We start from the raw sequence: 16,185 nt of genomic DNA on the forward strand, positions 1-16,185 counted from the left end.
GATCATTCACATCATCATTGACTGACACTCCGCCTTCGCGAGCAGGCTAGCTCCCAAAGGGGTCTAGGGTGTCGGGACTATTCGGGATACCCGGTGATTTTGCGGATGCTTTGATACAGCGGTTTGAGCTGCCGGTACATACGCAAATACACCTCTCTGTACAACTGCTCATAAACCTTCTGCGCCTCAGGCTGCGGTGTGAAAACCGCTCCAACCCGAGTCATCGCCGCAATGGCCGATGGAAAATCCCGATGCAGTCCCAACCCCACCGCACAGCAAATCGCCGCCCCTAACCCGGACGCTTCATACACATGCGGGCGCTCTGCCGGCAGGCCGAAGATGTTGGCGGTCAGTTGCATGGCGGCGTCGCTTTGCGAGCCGCCGCCGGCGACGCGCAGGCGCTGGATCGAGACCTTCGAACGCCGTTCGATGTTTTCCATGCCTTGGCGCAGCGCGTAGGCCAGGCCTTCGAGAATCGCCCGGTAGATGTGCGCGCGGGTGTGTACGTCGCCGAAGCCGATCATCGCGCCCTTGGCTTCCACGCCCGGTTCGCGGATGCCCGGTGACCAGTAGGGTTGCAGCATCAAACCCATCGAACCCGGGGGCACTTCGTTGACTAGTGCATCGAACAGTTGCTCCGGCTCGATGCCCTGCTCTTTTGCCTGCTGCATCTCGCGCAGGCCGAATTGGTTCTTGAACCAGCTGACCATCCAGTAGCCGCGATAGATCATCACTTCGCAGTTGTACTGATCGGGCACGGCCGAGGGGTACGGCGGGATCAGCGGGACGATTTCCAAATAGCGCGAGCGGGTGCTGGTGATGGTCGCGGTGGTGCCGTAAGACAGGCACACGGTGCGCGCATCGACCACGCCGGAGCCGATCACTTCGCAGGCCTTGTCCGCGCCCGCCGCGATCAGCGGCAGCCCTTCGGGAATGCCAGTGTGCCGGGCGGCTTCGGCTGTGATGTAGCCGAGGGTTTCGCCGGGTTTGTGCAGGGTCGGCAACTGCTCCGGGCGCACCGCCAGTGCTTGCCATTTCCAGTCATGCGGTGCCGCCCACTTCAGCCGTTTGAAGTCGAAGGGCAGATAGCCGACGCAGCAGCCGACCGAATCGACGAAGCGCCCGCACAGGCGATGAGTAAGAAAACCCGAGAGCAGCAAAAACTTGTCGGTCGCCGTCCACACCTCGGGTTGATGCCGGGCGATCCAGTTGGCCTCGGCCTGGGCGCGAAAGTAATCCACCGTTGCCTTGGCGCCGACCAGTTTGAACAGCCAGCCCCACGGCCCTTTGATGCCGCCCTCGACCTCAGCCTGACGTTGATCGAGCCAGACAATCGCCGGGCGCAGCGGTTTGCCGCTGGCATCGACATTGATCACGGTGCCGCGCTGAGTGGTCAGGGACACGCCGGCAATCTGCGCACGGTCGATGCCGGTTTGCTGCCAGAGTTGCTGGCAGGCCTCGCCGAGTTTCGCCCAGTAGTACTCCGGATCCTGCTCGGCCCAACCGGGTTGCGTCGAGTAGTACGCCTGCAGATCGACTTTGCCTTTACCGAGCAGATTGCCCTGCTGATCGAAGAGCAATGCGCGCACGCTCTGAGTGCCGTTGTCGATCGCCAACAGGTATTTTTTCTGCGTCATGGCGTGATCTCCGGCAAGCCGTGATCGCGCAGCCACAACAATCGATAACGCTCAATTTCCGCTTGCCAGCGCTCATCGTCCCAGGCCAATCGTGGCTGGCAGAGCGTGCGAATCGCGGGAAGATAGTCCTCGCCACCGCGCGGCAGCAACAGGCCCAAACGGGTGCGGCGCAGCAGCAAATCATCCAAATGCAGAATCATTTCCGCCTCGCAGGCGAACGCCAGCTCTGCCCACAAAGTATCGCTGGCGCCAACCGTTTCCAGACCGAGTTCGCCGAGCAATTGCGCCAACCTCGGCAGGTCTCGACCGTGACGTCCGGCCAAGCGTCGCCACTGACTGCCGCTCAGTCCCGCGATTGTCAGCGGCGGCACAGCGGCGAACACCGGCGCGCCGTCATCGACAAAAGAACGCCCGAGCATCGCCGCACACGCCTTGAGCACTTCGATCGCTTGCGGGCGGAATGTGGTCAGTTTGCCGCCGGCCAACGTCACGCAACCGGGCTCTTGCCACAGCACATGTTCGCGGGTTTCGTTGGACGGTTTGTCCTGCTGCGCTCCCGCCGCGCTGCCGACCACCGGGCGCACGCCTGACCAGGTCGACAGCACGTCGTCGACGCCCACTTCGGCGCCGGGAAATTGCTGCTGGCACGCGGCGAGCAGATAGTCGAGCTCTTCGCTGGAAATGCGTGCGCTGTGGTCGAGGTCCTCGCGGTGATCGAGGTCCGTGGTGCCGACCACCGTCGCGCCTTCCCACGGAAACACGAACACCGGGCGCCGATCACGCTGATGCAGAAAAGTGAACGCCTGCGCCACCGGCAAGCGCCAGCCCGGCAGTAACAGATGACTGCCGCGCAACGGTCGCAATTGCTTCGCAGCGTCAGCGGGACGCAGGCGCTCAGCCCACGCGCCTGTGGCCACGGCCAACACAGCGGAGCGCAATTGCAGCGTCGCCCCGCTCTCGCCATCTTCGATCTGAACCCCGCACACCCGCCCGCCTTCACGCAGCAGTTGCGTGACCCGCACACCATTGAGCACCACCGCGCCATCGGCCCGGGCCTCGCGCAGTACGCGCATCACCAGCCGCGCATCATCGGTCAGTGCATCGACAAAACAGCTGCCGCCGAGCAGGCCGTTTTCCTTCACCCCCGGCGCAAGAAAACGCAGTTGCTGGGCGTCATGAAAAGCATGGTTGCGCCGCCCCGCCAGCGCGTCGTACACCGAGAGCAGGCCGCCCATGACGCGCGGCCCGGGAAAGCCGCCGCGATAGTGCGGCATCATGAAACTCATCGGCTCGACCAGCCCCGGCGCCTCGTCGAGCAGGCGCTGACGCTCGCGCACCGAATCGCGGGTCAGGCGCCACTGGCCCTTGGCGATGTAACGCAAACCGCCGTGGACCATTTTCGATGATCGGCTGGAGGAGCCCCAGGCAAAATCGCGCTGTTCCAGCAGCAGACAGCGCCAGCCCCGGCGCGCGGCTTCGCGGACGATTCCGGCGCCGCTGATGCCGCCGCCGATGACGATCAGGTCCCAGGTTTCATCCGCCAGCGTCGGCAGAATCTGCTCGCGCCACTGCGCGTTCCAGTTCGCCGTCATGGCCGCGACTCTGGCAATAACGTGCCCGGGTTGAGGCGCCCTTCCGGGTCGAAATGTTCGCTCAGCGCCTGCAACGTCTGCATCGCCAGCGGGCCTTTTTCGCGCAGCAGATACGGCGCGTGATCCTTGCCGACGCCATGCTGATGACTGATGGTGCCGTGGTTGTCGACGATGGTCTGGCTGGCCGCGTGTTTGAGCATCCGCCAGCGCGCCAGCGTCGCGGCATAGTCGGCTGCCGGGCGAAACACGTAAGTGGTGTAAATGCTCGAGCCTTCGCCGTAAACGTGCGAGAGATGAGTGAACACATGCACCCGTTCGCCCTCGGCGGCCAGGGCATCGCGCAGGCTGTTTTCGATCAGGCTGAGCAAGTGATCGACGTTGCTCCAGTCGGTGGCCGTTTCGAGGGTGTCGACCACGTAACCGGCGTTCCACAGGTTCTCGCGCAGGTAGGGAAAGCGGAAGCGGTTCTGCGCCCACTTCTTGCCCAGCAGCGTGCCGGTGAATACGCCGCCGAAGGCTTTCAGATGGGCGCGCGCGTGTTTCAGCGACAGTGCGTTTTGCTGGCGATTGCCGGTTACGCCGAAGGTCAGCAGGCATTTGCCGTCGCCGGCGCCACGCAGCTTGAGGTACTTTTCCAGCCAGGCAATCTGCTGCGGATGGCCGGCCAGCGCCAGTTGCGTTTCGGTTTCCACCGCGTTGGACAGACGCAGCATCGACAACGGTACGCGCGCCTGCGCCAGTTGCCGGATCGCTCGCAGCGCCTGAGGCCAATCGGGCAAAAACACGCCGTAGAAGCGCTCGTCCGCCGGCAACGCGCTGACCCGCACTTTGACCTCGGAAATGATCCCGAAACGGCCTTCGCAACCGAGCACCACTTCACGCAGATCCGGGCCGGCGGCCGACGCCGGGAACGTCGGAATCTGCAAAGGCCCGGCGAACGTTTCCAGGGTGCCGCCGGCAAACAATTGCTCGATCCGCCCGTAGCGCAACGACTGCTGGCCGCTGGAACGACTGGCCACCCAACCGCCCAGGGTCGACAGCTCCCACGACTGCGGGAAATGCCCCAGCGTGTAGCCGCGCGCGCGCAATTGGCTTTCGACTTGCGGCCCGCTGGCGCCGGGGCCGAATGTCGCCAGCAGGCTCTGTTCGTCGAGGTCGGTCAGGCGATTCATCCGCGCCAGCGACACCGTCAGCACCGGGCGCGCGGAGTTTGGTGGATTGATGTGCCCGGCCACCGACGTGCCGCCGCCGTAGGGAATCAGGCACAGATCCTGATCATGGGCGAGGGCCAGCAATTGGCGGATCTGCTCAGCGGTTTCGGGAAACGCCACAGCATCGGGATACGTGCCCAGTGCGCCTTCGCGTAGTGCCAACCAATCCGGCAGGCTCTGGCCGCGCGCGTGCAGCAGGCGATCGTGAGCATCGACGCTGTACAAGCGATGCGGCACCAGGCGCGAGGTCGGCACTTGCGCCAACGCCGCTTCCAATGTCGCATCAGGCAATGCGCGGCCAGAGCCCAAGCGTTCGTGGAGAAATGTCGCGCCCTGGGCCGGCAGTTCAACCACCGTGCCTGCCTCTCCCCAGCCGTTCCAGCGTCGCATGCGTGTGTCCTTTTTCTGCCGTTGGATCAAGCTTGCATACTAGTCAGCGCTGGAGATCTGTCACGGTCGCATCCGGCCAGAACCTGTAGCCAATGGCGCCAAACGTCCGGGCATTTACATTCGCCGGGCAATCCACTTACCTTGCGCCATTCATTCGCTCACGCGCCGTCGATCAAAGGACCGCGACCATGCCATCGCTCGGCTTCACTTCCGTTCCGCCGCTGCTCAAATACCTGCGCCATGCCGAACAGTTGGGCATGGCCATCGAGCCTGCGTTGGCGGCGGCCGGGTTGCAGGCGCAGCAGTTGAGCGACAACACCTTGCGCCTGCCGGGTGAGGTTCACGAACGCTTGCTGGATTATTTCTGCGAGCACTCGGGCGATGGGTTGTTCGGGCTGCATGCGGCGAATTTCGTCCTGCCCAATTCGTGGAGCGTACTCGGTTACATCACCATGAATTGCGCGACGCTGGGCGATGCGATGAGCCGGATCATGCCGTTCGAAAAACTCGTCGGCGACATGGGCGTCAGCCGCGCCGAGGTGCAGGGCGAGCACGTGCATCTGGTCTGGACTTGCCGCTACGAGCAGCCACGGATTCGCCGGCATTTGGTGGAAAATGTGCTCGGTTCGTGGCTGCACTACGCGCGCTGGATCGCCGATACGCAGCTGTCGCCGGCCTGCGTATGGCTGGAGCATGCGCGGCCGGATGCGGTGACGCTGGCCGAGTACGAGGCGTTTTTCGGTTGCCCGGTGCGGTTCGATCAGGCGTATTCGGCGCTGGTGGTGCCGCTGGCGTATTTGCAATTGCCGCTGCGCCAGGCCGATGCGCAATTGCTGCGAACCCTGGAAGAACACGCGATGGGTTTGCTGGCGACGCTGGAAGATGCGTCGCTGGCGCAGCAGGTGGAAAACATCCTGCGCGGTTTGCTCAAGGAGGGCTTGCCGCGCAAGGAGCAAGTGGCGGAGCAGCTCAGCGTTTCGGTGCGCACGTTGCAGCGGCAATTGCAGCAGGCGGGGACGTCGTATCAGCAGATTCTTGATGAGCTGCGTCAGGAACTGGCGGAGCACTATTTGCTCAACAGCACGTTGCCGATTCAGGACATTGCGCAGTATCTGGGCTTCACCGAACCGCGCTCATTTCATCGCACGTTCAAGAGCTGGCGCGGGATGCCGCCGGGGGAGTTTCGGTTGCGGAATCGGCGGTGATGCTGATGGCCCCTTCGCGAGCAGGCTCGCTCCCACAGTAGTTCTCGGTTGCCTGCATTTCCGAGTTCACCGCAGATCCCCTGTGGGAGCGAGCCTGCTCGCGAAGGCGTCATTCGCCACACCGATTAAACACGTCTTGGCACAACTGTTTAAAGCGACACGGCATTCCGCGAAACCACCCACAATTCCTTGCGCCGCTGCCTACGCCTGCGCCAGAATCCGCCGGCTTGTGCGCCCCAGACCTCATCGCTACTGTAATTGCGTCACTGCCTATCAGTGATCGGGTTTAGTAGCCCGGAGTATTTGGGGTGCATCGTTCATCAGACAGTCAGGTCTCGCCTGAGCTTTATGGTGGCTGTGCGCAGGGCGCTCTCGGGCGCGCCGGTTTCCCAGATCCCCGGTCTACTAACCTGCGCACAGCTGCCTCCACTTTCTTTAGTAGGAAAGCGGTGGCCAGCCAAAATGAGGATCTGGATATGTTCAAAGTAACCCCAAACCCGCCACCCACCGACCCGGCATCTCCCTACGAATCCGCCGACTCGAAGAAATTCCACGAAGCCACCGACCGCGCCCTCGATCATTACCTCGGGCCGTCCAGCGCTGAATTCATGGCCCCGCCCTACAAGTCCAACACGCTGTACATGGCCAATCCCGAGGCCGACAACGAATCGCTATTGGCCGACGCCTGCGAAACCCTGGGGTCGGCGACGGTAATGCTCAACGATCAGGCGGGGCTGGTGAACGGCTCGCAGCGCAAGACGTTGCAGGGCATTGCGCAGATTGTGATGGTTGCGGAGATGGCGGTGAACCGGGTCCTGGATCGGTTGGTGCCGACTGATTGAGGGTTTTTGAGGAATTTGGTGTGGGCTGGTTTTGTGGGGTGTCAGGGGTTGCCCTCACCCCAGCCCTCTCCCAGAGGGAGAGGGGGCCGACCCAGCTGTCTTGCGCTGTCCGTCGACCTGAAAGACCGAGTCGATTATGGATTCGACGCCATGCATTCAATTCGATTATGGATTCAGCACAGCACATTCAGGTCGGCGTAACTCCCGAGCATCCCCCAATCGGTCCCCTCTCCCCCCGGGAGAGGGTTAGGGTGAGGGGCTTTTGATCTTGGGCGCTAAGCTCAAAGACTGATCGCATTGGTAAACACCAACCGATTGCCAAACGGATCGGCAATCGTCATGTCCTGACTGCCCCAAGGCATCGCCTGAATCTGCGGATGCGAGAACTTGTAATCCTTGGCCATCAACTGCTGCTGAAATGCCTCCAGCTCATCAGTCTCGATACGCAGCGCCGAACCCGGACAGGCATCGCCGTGATGCTCGGACAGATGCAGCACACACTCGCCCCGTGACACCTGCAGATACAGCGGAAAATTCGCTTCGAAGCGATGCTGCCAGTCGATCTTGAAACCGAGAAAATCGACGTAGAACTCGACAGCCTTGGCCTCATCGAAGATCCGCAGGATCGGGGTGGTTTTGCCGAAGCTCATGGGGTGCTCCCTGACTGATTGGCCCCACAGTGTAGACGGGGAGGATGTCAGCAAATCGGCTTGTGGATGGCTTTCTTTAATCGCAATGTGCCATCACTGTGACGCAAACCACGAATCCTTAACGAAAGTTGTCGCGCAGGTCGCCCTGTCGCGCAAGAAACCGCCCTGCCCTCGCCCCATTCGCCTGTCCGTCGCAATAACTCAAAACGCCGTTGACCCACACCCCGTCAATTCCCTGCGCCGCCCGCTGCGGATCGTTGAAATCGGCCACATCGCGCACGGTCGCCGGATCAAATAACACCAGATCCGCCCAATGCCCTTCACGAATCTCGCCGCGTTCCTGCAAGCCAAAACGCGCCGCCGACAGACCGGTTATCTTGTGCACGGCGGTGTGCAGCGGAAACAGGCCAACGTCGCGACTGAAATGGCCGAGCACCCGTGGGAAAGCGCCCCACAGGCGCGGATGCGGGAACGGGTCTTCGGGAAGTCCGTCAGAGCCGACCATCGAAAGCGGATGAGCGAGGATTCTTCTGACGTCGGCCTCGTCCATGCCGTAGTACACCGCGCCCGCCGGTTGCAGACGTTTCGCGGTTTCTTCCAGCGACAGTTTCCATTCGCCAGCAATGTCGATCAGGTCGCGACCGCTGACTTCCGGGTGCGGCGTCGACCAGGTAATAGTGATGCGGTGCGCATCGGTGACTTGCTTCAAATCCAGGGTCGAGGAACTCGCCGCGTACGGGTAGCAATCGCAGCCGACCGGATGGGTTTTCGCTGCCTCTTCCAGCGCTGCGAGCAATTGCGGACTGCGTCCCCAGTTACCGACGCCGGCGCATTTGAGGTGGGAAATGATCACCGGTGATTGCGCGTGTCGGCCGATTTGAAATGCTTCGTCCATCGCCTCCAGCACCGGAGCGAATTCGCTGCGCAAATGGGTGGTGTACACCGCGCCGAACGCCGTCAGTTCTTCGGTCAGTTGCATGACTTCATCGGTGGACGCGTTGAAGGCGCTGGCGTAGGCCAGGCCTGTGGATAAACCCAACGCGCCGGCCTCGAGGCTGTCGCGCAACTGCGCGCGCATGGCGGTGATTTCGTCGGGAGTCGCGGTGCGGAACAAGTCGTCGAGGTGATTGCTGCGCAGCGCCGTGTGGCCAACCAGCGCGGCGACATTCAGCGTGGTATTGGCCGCTTCGACGGCGGCGCGGTAGTCGCTGAAGCGCGGATAGACGAACGCCGCTGCGCTGCCGAGCAGGTTCATCGGATCGGGTGGGTTGCCCTTCAAAGTGACCGGCGAAGCGCTGATGCCGCAGTTGCCGACAATCACCGTGGTCACGCCCTGGCTGAGCTTGGGCAGCATCTGGGGTTGGCGGATGACCACGGTGTCGTCGTGGGTGTGCACGTCGATGAAACCCGGCGCCAGCACCCGGCCGGCGGCGTCGATTTCTTCGCTGGCGCGGGCGTGAGGCAAATCGCCGATGCGCTCGATGCGGCCATTGAGAATTGCCACGTCGGCCTTATAGCCGGGCGTGTTGCTGCCGTCGATAACCAGCGCGTTGCGGATCAGGGTGTCGTACTGCATGTCAGTCTCCCAGCGGCAGGTGATCGTCGCCGCCACGGTATTCGTCGAGGGCGAGTTTGATTCGCCGCAGACGTTCTTGATTGTCTTCAGGGCTGGCCAGCGCCAGTTCGGTGGCGAGCACGTCGATGGCCAACAGCATGCCGTAGCGCGCCGCCGTCGGTTTGTAGATGAACGAGGTTTCTGCGCCTTGCAGCGGCAGCACGACGTCGGCCAGTTCGGCCAGTGGTGAATCGCCGCGAGTGATGGCGAGAATGCGCGCGCCGTAGTTGCGCGCCAGCTCCACGGTTTCCAAAAGCTCCGGGGTGATGCCGGTCAGCGAGCAGGCGATCAGCACTTGCTCGGCGTTCAAACTGGCGGCGGTGACGCGCATCATCACCGCGTCGTGGCACACCGCAATCGGGTAACCGAGGCGCACTAGGCGCACCTGCAATTCATCGCTGCACAGGGTTGAGCAACCGCCCATGCCGAACGCGTGAATCATCCGCGCCTGACCGAGTAATTTCACTGCGTCGGCGAAGCGCGATTCGTCGAAACCGGCCAGATGCTGGCGCAGGGTGGTTTCGATGTCGCCGACGATCTGCCCGTAGAACGCCGACTGCTCAGGCGTGCCCGCCGGGTCGAGAAACCGGCTGCCAACGCCGCTGGCCTGGGCCAGTTGCAGACGCAGATCACGCAGGTCACGGCAGCCGACCGTGCGGGCAAAGCGCGACAGCGTGGCGGTGCTGACCTCGGCGCGTTGCGCGAGGTCTTCGAGGCTGGCGCTGGCGGCAAAGCCGACATCGTCGAGCATCAACCGCGCAATGCGCCCCTCGCCGGCACTGAAGGAATCCTGGCGGGCGCGGATCTGGTAGAGGATGTCCATGGGCGGCGGGCTCCGGTTACAGCAGGTAGGAAAGGCCGACGGTCAGCGCGAAAGCGACCAGCGAGATCAGCGTCTCGAGCACGGTCCAGGTCTTGAACGTCTGCGCGACCGTCATGTTGAAGTATTCCTTGATCAACCAGAAGCCGCCGTCGTTGACGTGGGAAAAGATAACCGAGCCCGCGCCGGTCGCCAGCACTAAAAGCTCAGGGTGCGGATAACCCAGACCGATGGCCACCGGCGCGACAACGCCTGATGCAGTGGTCATCGCCACCGTCGCCGAACCGGTGGCGACACGCATCAGCGCGGCGAACAACCAGCCCATGATCAGTGGCGACAAATGAAATTCATGGGCGAGGCCGACGATCTGATCGGTGACGCCGGCATCCACCAGAATCCGGTTCAAGCCGCCACCCGCGCCGACCAGCAAGGTGATGCTGGCGGTGGGCGCGAGGCATTCGTTGGTGAACTTGAGGATCGATTCGCGGTTGAAACCTTGGGCAATCCCTAGCGTCCAGAAGCTCAGCAAAGTCGCCAGCAACAGCGCGATCACCGAGTTGCCAATGAACAGCAGGAACTGGTTGAACGCGCTGCCGGGGGTGGAAATCAGGTTGGCCCAGCCGCCGATCAACATCAGCACCACCGGCAGCAAAATGGTCGCCATCGTAATGCCGAAACCCGGCAGTTTGTCGCGCGGTTCGCGGTCGAGAAATTGCTTTTCCAGCGGGTTGTCCGCCGGCAATTGAATGCGCGGCACGATGAATTTCGCGTACAGCGGGCCGGCGATGATTGCGGTCGGAATGCCGATCGCAATCGCGTACAGCAAGGTCTGCCCGACCGAGGCCTGATAGGCCTGCACCGCGAGCATCGCCGCCGGGTGCGGTGGCACCAGCGCATGCACCACCGAAAGGCCGGCAACCATCGGCAGACCGACCATCAAAATCGACACACCAACGCGGCGCTCCACGGTGAAAGCGATCGGCACCAGCAAGACGAAACCGACTTCAAAGAACAGCGGCAAGCCGACCAGAAACGCGATGCAGACCATCGCCCAATGCGCGTTCTTCTCACCGAATTTCTCGATCAGCGTGCGCGCCATCTGCTCGGCCCCACCGGACTCGGCCATCATCTTGCCGAGCATCGTTCCCAACGCCACCACCAGCGCAATATGCCCCAGCGTTTTGCCGACACCCGCCTCATACGCACCGACCACCGCCGACGGCGGCATCCCGGCCACCAGCGCCAGGCCCAGGGAAATCAGGGTGATGACAATGAACGGATTGAGCCGGTAACGGGCGATCAACACGATCAGCGCAATGATGGCCACGGCGGCGTAGACCAGCAGCCAATAGCCGAAGGAAGGCGTCATGCGGTACTCCTCGGAAGGGTCACGTTCGAATGGGTTGTGAAACTCATAAATCATTTCGAGATAGAGATTTCAAACCGCATGAAAGTAATTTTCGGGGAGAGACAAGAGGTGTCGCTGGTGGGTATGGGGTGTCGTGATTAATGAAAATCAGAGGCCGGGATTTACATGGCTTTCCAGATCACCACGCAACTCTGTGGGAGCGAGCCTGCTCGCGAAGACCGCTTCACATTCACCATCTTCATTGACTGACCCACCGCTTTCGCGAGCAGGCTCGCTCCCACAGTTTTTGATCGCATTCCTCCAGTCAGAACGCGGTCAAGTTGTAGGAGTGAGCCCGCTCGCGATTGCGGTGTGTCAAAACATGATTCTCTGACTGACCCAACGCAATCGCGAGCAAGCTCGCTCCTACAGTTTTAATCACATTCCTCCAGCTACATCGCAATCAACCTGTGGGAGCGAGCCTGCTCGCGAAGACCGCTTCACATTCACCATCTTCATTGACTGACCCACCGCTTTCGCGAGCAGGCTCGCTCCCACAGTTTTTGATCGCATTCCTCCAGTCAGAACGCGGTCAAGTTGTAGGAGTGAGCCGCTCGCGATTGCGGTGGGTCAAAACATGATTCTCTGACTGACCCAACGCAATCGCGAGCAGGCTCGCTCCCACAGTTTTTGATCACATTTCTCCAGTCAGAACGCGGTCAATCTGTAGGAGTGAGCCTGCTCGCGATCGCGGTGGGTCAAAACAAGATCATTTGACTGACACGACGCTATCGCGAGCAGGCTCGCTCCTACAGTTTTTGATCGCATTCCTTCAGGCAGAACGCGGTCAACCTGTGGGAGCGAGCCTGCTCGCGAATGGCTTCACTCGGTGCGCGCTGGATTCACACCATTTCGTTACGAATCCATTCCACCACCGACGTGCGCTTCGGCGTCCAGCCCAGCAGGTCGCGGGCGTGTTTGCCGCGTACGCGGCTGTTGGAACCGAGGCCGTAGTTGGCCATTTCATAGCCCCATTCGGCTTCGGCGTCTTGCAATGGCCAGTCTTGCGGTTCGCCCAGATTGAGGGCTTCGGCCATGGCGGTGGTCATGTCGATGAACGAGGCTTCACCGCTCTCGACGAAGTAGAAAGTGCCGGGCACGTTTTTGGTCAGCGCCAGCTGATACAGGGCGACGACGTCTTCGATGTGCACGTTGGACCAGATGTTCTGCCCTGTTCCGACGTGGCGAACGACGCCGCTTTTGCGCGCCTGCTTGAGCAGTCGCGGCAGTTGCACGCTGTCGCGGTTGACGCCCAGGCTGTGGCCGTAGATCAGGGTGTTGCAGATCACAGCCGAGTTCACGCCATCCTGCGCCGCCGCGAGCACGAGGTTGTCGATGGCCACGCGCGCCGCCTTATCGACGGTCGGTTCCGGCAGATTGTCTTCGTAATAGATGACATCGCTGGATTTGCCGCCGGAGGCATCGCCGACAATGCTCGAACCGCTGGTGTGCAGAAAGACTTTATCCGAGCCGCGCAAAGCATCGAGCAACGCTTCCACCGCACCGCGATGATCGCTGCTGGCAGCGTTGATCACCGCGTCGGCAGCACGCGCCTGTTGCGCCAGCAACTGGCTGTCATCAAGGGTGCCGATTACCGCATGCATGCCCAACGCTTTGATTTCGTCAGCCTGCTCGGCGCTGCGCACCAGACCAGTAACCTTGTGCCCGGCCTGCAACAGACCGGTGGCAATGGAACCGCCGATAAAACCGGCAGCGCCGGTGACGAAAACATTCATGGAGAAACTCCCTGCGTGAATAAGTGATGCAGCGAGTATCGGCCGATGAACCCCAGCGAAAAACCCGCCCCCGACCAATTCACTCTTGCGCAGGGATCACGAATCAGCCTTGAATTCGGCGCTGGCGTAGGCGGCGAGTTTGCCCTGGATAAAGTCGAGGAAGCACTGAATGCGCAACGCCAGTTGCGAGTTGCGGTAGTACACGGCGTTGATCGGCTGACGGTAGCCGCTGTTGAATTCACCGAGCAGGACTTTCAGGCGTCCGGCGCGGATGTCGTCGATGGTCATGAAGTGCGACAGGCAGGCGATGCCCTGCCCCTCCAGCGCCAAATGGCGCACGGTCTCACCACTGGAAGCGCTGATCGCCGGGCTGATCGGCCAGCGGTCGCCATGCACATAGCGCAGCGGCCACTGGTTGAGGCCTTCGTTGTGGGTGAAGCCGAGCAGCGTGTGTTCGCTCAAATCCGCCACTTGGCGTGGCGCGCCGTGTTTTTTCAAATAGGCGGGGCTGGCGACGATCATCAACGGACTGCAACCGAGCGAACGCGCATGCAGCGTCGAATCGGCGAGGGTGCCGATGCGGATGGCGACGTCGGTGCTTTGTTCCAGCAGGTCAATGATCAGGTCGTTGCTGTTGAGTTCGAGCTGAATGTCCGGATACAGCTGCCGGAATTCGTCGATGTAGGGGACGATGGCGTGGAGCATGAACGGCGAGGCGGCATTGATGCGCAGGCGTCCGGACGGGGTTTGCTGGCGCGAAGACAGACGCTCTTCGAGTTGATCCATCTGATCGAGAATCAGCTTGGCCTGTTCGAAGAAATACTTGCCCTCCTCGGTCAGGTCCATGCGCCGCGTGGTGCGGTTGATCAGCGTGGTGTCGAGCTTGGCTTCGAGCTTCGACAGCGTGCGACTGACGGCCGACGGCGTCTGGCCGACCTGCTCGGCGGCGGCGGAAATCGAACCGCACTCGATCACGCAGACGAAAATCTGCAACTCATCGGATCTGGCTTTCACGGGTTCCCTCTTTGAAATCGCCAAGATCGCAGCCTGCGGCAGCTCCTACATTGGAATGCATTCCCCCTGTAGGAGCTGCCGAAGGCTGCGATCTTTTGCTGTGACCCCGATATTAGCCTGAAAGCCTCAAGCCTTGAGGCCAAACACCTCAGTCAGATGCTGCTCATAGCGCACTACATCATTGTCGATGTTCGGACGCTTCATTACGTCAACGCAGAGGAAGGTCGGCAGCGCAGTCATGCCGAGGAATTCGTTGGCCTTGTGGAACGGGAAGTACACCGCGTCCACGCCTTTGGCTTCGAAGAAATCCGTCGGGTCATCGAAGGCTTGCTGCGGTGCGTTCCAGGTCAGCGACAGCATGTATTGCTTGCCCTGAATCAGACCGCCACTGCCGTACTTCTGCGAAGCATCGGAACGGGTGCGGCCGTCGCTGGCGTAGAGGCTGCCGTGGCCTTCGGTGAAAACTTCGTCGATGTACTTTTTCACCGTCCACGGCGCGCCCATCCACCAGCCCGGCATCTGATAAATGATCACGTCGGCCCAGAGGAACTTGGCCACTTCTTCGGCAACGTCGTAGCCCTCATCAATGAAGGTGGTCTTGACGTCGACACCGCCGCGATCGAGCACGCTCAGCGCGGTTTCGTGCAGGGTGGTGTTGTAGCGGCCATCGGAATGGGCGAATTTTTTACCGCCATTGAGCAGCAGGACTTTTTTCATCGAAAAACCTCGGCGCAGCCTTCAAGGCTGGATTGAAACAGGAATTGGAATGGCGGCAGATTAACCATCGATCTCGCGCGGAAACAGCCACGTCGGCGCAAAATACATTTGATCAAAACGCACGAATCGATCGCCAATTGTTGCCGTAGCATTCAGCGCTTTCTGCATTCGAGGAAGTTGTGATGAGTGAACGCCAGGGTTTCATCCTGCACGCCAAGACCCGCCCGGAAAAAGCCGGCGAATTCGAAGCGCTGTTCCGTGCTTACGTGGAGCCGAGCCGCGCCGAACCGGGCTGCATCGAGTACCACATGCTGCGCGACCAGCAGGATCCGACGCTGTTTATCTTCTACGAGATCTGGGCCAGCCAGGCGCATCTGGATGAGCACTCGGCATTGCCGCACATGAAAGCGTTCTTCGCCAAACGCATGGACTATCTAGAGCGTGATTTCGATATCCGCGCGATCGACATGCTCAGCGAATCCTCAGCTAGCCGCTGATCAGCAAATGGGCGCCGAGCGCGCCCAGTCCGATAAGGAACACCCGCTTGAACAGCACCGCACTGATGCGCTGACGCAGCCACTGACCGAGCCACAAGCCAAGCATGGCCGGGATCAGCGCCAGCAGCGAGGCGCTCAATTCGCCACCGCCGAGTGCGCCGTGCCAGAACAGCCCGAGCGCCAGCGCCAGGGTCGAGACGGTGAAGGACAGGCCGAGTGCCTGCACCAGTTCATCGCGGCTCAGCCCCAACGCTTGCAAGTACGGCACCGCCGGAATCACGAAGACGCCGGTGGCTGAGGTGATGACGCCGGTGATCAGCCCACACAGCGGGCCGAGCCAGCGCTCATGACGCGGGTTGACGTGCAAAGTCGGCAGAAACAGTCCGCTCAATGCGTACAGCAGCAGCGCCGCGCCAAGTTCGCGCACCACCCAATGGCCGCCGGACATGCCGATCCACAGGGTGCCGATGCCGGTGCCGAGGAAGATCATCAGTAGCATGGGCCAGAGGCGTTTGATCAATCCTTGCAGATGACCACCGAAGGCCAGTTGCCAGAAATTGGTGAGGGTCGCCGGAATGATCAACAGCGCGGCTGCCTGCGCCGGCGCCATAGCCAGACCGAGCAGGCCCATGGCGACGGTGGGCAGGCCGAGGCCGATCACGCCTTTGACCGTACCGGCGAGGAGGAAGGTGGCGATGACCAGTAGAGACAGGGTCAGGCCGAGGGTTTGGTAGAAGTCGGTTAGTGTGTGCATTGGGGTAATGTGCACTGATCCGGGCTGGGGGAAAATCTGCCATATACTGAGGCAGCCTCTTCCTGTGCAAGAGGCTGACATCGGCGTTGAGGCATCT

The 16,185-nt window shown here is 61.5% G+C and carries 14 protein-coding genes; 3 read left to right on the forward strand and 11 right to left on the reverse strand.

Annotation, left to right across the window (positions count from 1 at the left end; translation table 11 throughout):
- Positions 1-77: 77 nt before the first annotated feature.
- The 3 genes from KVG85_RS16760 to KVG85_RS16770 are packed head-to-tail and all read right to left on the reverse strand — an operon-like array spanning position 78 to position 4,830.
- On the reverse strand, positions 78-1,637 hold the full coding sequence (locus KVG85_RS16760; RefSeq protein ID WP_217864407.1) for an FGGY-family carbohydrate kinase: 1,560 nt from the start codon (positions 1,635-1,637) through the stop codon (positions 78-80).
- Complete coding sequence (locus KVG85_RS16765) at positions 1,634-3,229, reverse strand: glycerol-3-phosphate dehydrogenase/oxidase (protein ID WP_217864408.1); 1,596 nt, start codon at positions 3,227-3,229, stop codon at positions 1,634-1,636. The genes KVG85_RS16760 and KVG85_RS16765 overlap by 4 nt, the downstream gene beginning before the upstream one ends.
- Positions 3,226-4,830, reverse strand: coding sequence for an FAD-binding oxidoreductase (locus tag KVG85_RS16770; protein ID WP_217864409.1), 1,605 nt, complete (start codon positions 4,828-4,830; stop codon positions 3,226-3,228). Before KVG85_RS16770 ends, KVG85_RS16765 begins: the two co-directional genes overlap by 4 nt.
- A gap of 188 nt (positions 4,831-5,018) precedes the next feature.
- On the opposite strand from KVG85_RS16770, the gene gliR reads away from it, so the two are divergent.
- A complete protein-coding gene (gene gliR, locus KVG85_RS16775) occupies positions 5,019-6,035 on the forward strand; it encodes an AraC family transcriptional regulator GliR (protein WP_217864410.1) in 1,017 nt (338 codons plus the stop codon).
- Between the two features lie 476 nt (positions 6,036-6,511).
- Entirely contained in the window at positions 6,512-6,877 is a 366-nt protein-coding gene (locus KVG85_RS16780; RefSeq protein ID WP_217864411.1) for a DUF6124 family protein, read from the forward strand.
- A gap of 281 nt (positions 6,878-7,158) precedes the next feature.
- On the opposite strand, the gene KVG85_RS16785 is transcribed toward KVG85_RS16780, so the two are convergent.
- From KVG85_RS16785 to mdaB, 7 genes are all read right to left on the reverse strand, one after another.
- Positions 7,159-7,527 carry a glyoxalase superfamily protein gene (locus tag KVG85_RS16785; protein ID WP_016771789.1) on the reverse strand — a complete coding sequence of 123 codons (369 nt, stop codon included), beginning with the start codon at positions 7,525-7,527 and terminating at the stop codon, positions 7,159-7,161.
- A 118-nt stretch (positions 7,528-7,645) separates the two neighbouring features.
- The gene (locus KVG85_RS16790) at positions 7,646-9,103 is read right to left on the reverse strand and encodes an N-acyl-D-amino-acid deacylase family protein (RefSeq protein WP_217864412.1); all 1,458 of its coding nucleotides are present in this window, start codon (positions 9,101-9,103) and stop codon (positions 7,646-7,648) included.
- A 1-nt stretch (position 9,104) separates the two neighbouring features.
- The gene (locus KVG85_RS16795) at positions 9,105-9,965 is read right to left on the reverse strand and encodes a MurR/RpiR family transcriptional regulator (RefSeq protein ID WP_122508182.1); all 861 of its coding nucleotides are present in this window, start codon (positions 9,963-9,965) and stop codon (positions 9,105-9,107) included.
- 16 nt (positions 9,966-9,981) lie between these two features.
- Positions 9,982-11,331 carry a GntP family permease gene (locus tag KVG85_RS16800; protein ID WP_217864413.1) on the reverse strand — a complete coding sequence of 450 codons (1,350 nt, stop codon included), beginning with the start codon at positions 11,329-11,331 and terminating at the stop codon, positions 9,982-9,984.
- Positions 11,332-12,212: 881 nt separating this feature from the next.
- Complete coding sequence (locus KVG85_RS16805) at positions 12,213-13,106, reverse strand: NAD-dependent epimerase/dehydratase family protein (RefSeq protein WP_217864414.1); 894 nt, start codon at positions 13,104-13,106, stop codon at positions 12,213-12,215.
- A 96-nt stretch (positions 13,107-13,202) separates the two neighbouring features.
- Entirely contained in the window at positions 13,203-14,120 is a 918-nt protein-coding gene (locus KVG85_RS16810; RefSeq protein WP_217864415.1) for a LysR substrate-binding domain-containing protein, read from the reverse strand.
- Between the two features lie 126 nt (positions 14,121-14,246).
- Complete coding sequence (gene mdaB / locus KVG85_RS16815; protein WP_016771795.1) at positions 14,247-14,837, reverse strand: NADPH:quinone oxidoreductase MdaB; 591 nt, start codon at positions 14,835-14,837, stop codon at positions 14,247-14,249.
- A gap of 182 nt (positions 14,838-15,019) precedes the next feature.
- On the opposite strand from mdaB, the gene KVG85_RS16820 reads away from it, so the two are divergent.
- Positions 15,020-15,334, forward strand: a complete 315-nt coding sequence (locus KVG85_RS16820) for a putative quinol monooxygenase (RefSeq protein ID WP_217864416.1) — start codon at positions 15,020-15,022, stop codon at positions 15,332-15,334.
- Here KVG85_RS16820 and KVG85_RS16825 read toward each other — a convergent pair.
- The gene (locus KVG85_RS16825) at positions 15,324-16,088 is read right to left on the reverse strand and encodes a sulfite exporter TauE/SafE family protein (RefSeq protein WP_217864417.1); all 765 of its coding nucleotides are present in this window, start codon (positions 16,086-16,088) and stop codon (positions 15,324-15,326) included. The two genes, KVG85_RS16820 and KVG85_RS16825, sit on opposite strands and share 11 nt — an antisense overlap.
- Positions 16,089-16,185: the final 97 nt, after the last annotated feature.

Source organism: Pseudomonas triticicola, assembly GCF_019145375.1.
Lineage (GTDB): Bacteria > Pseudomonadota > Gammaproteobacteria > Pseudomonadales > Pseudomonadaceae > Aquipseudomonas > Aquipseudomonas triticicola.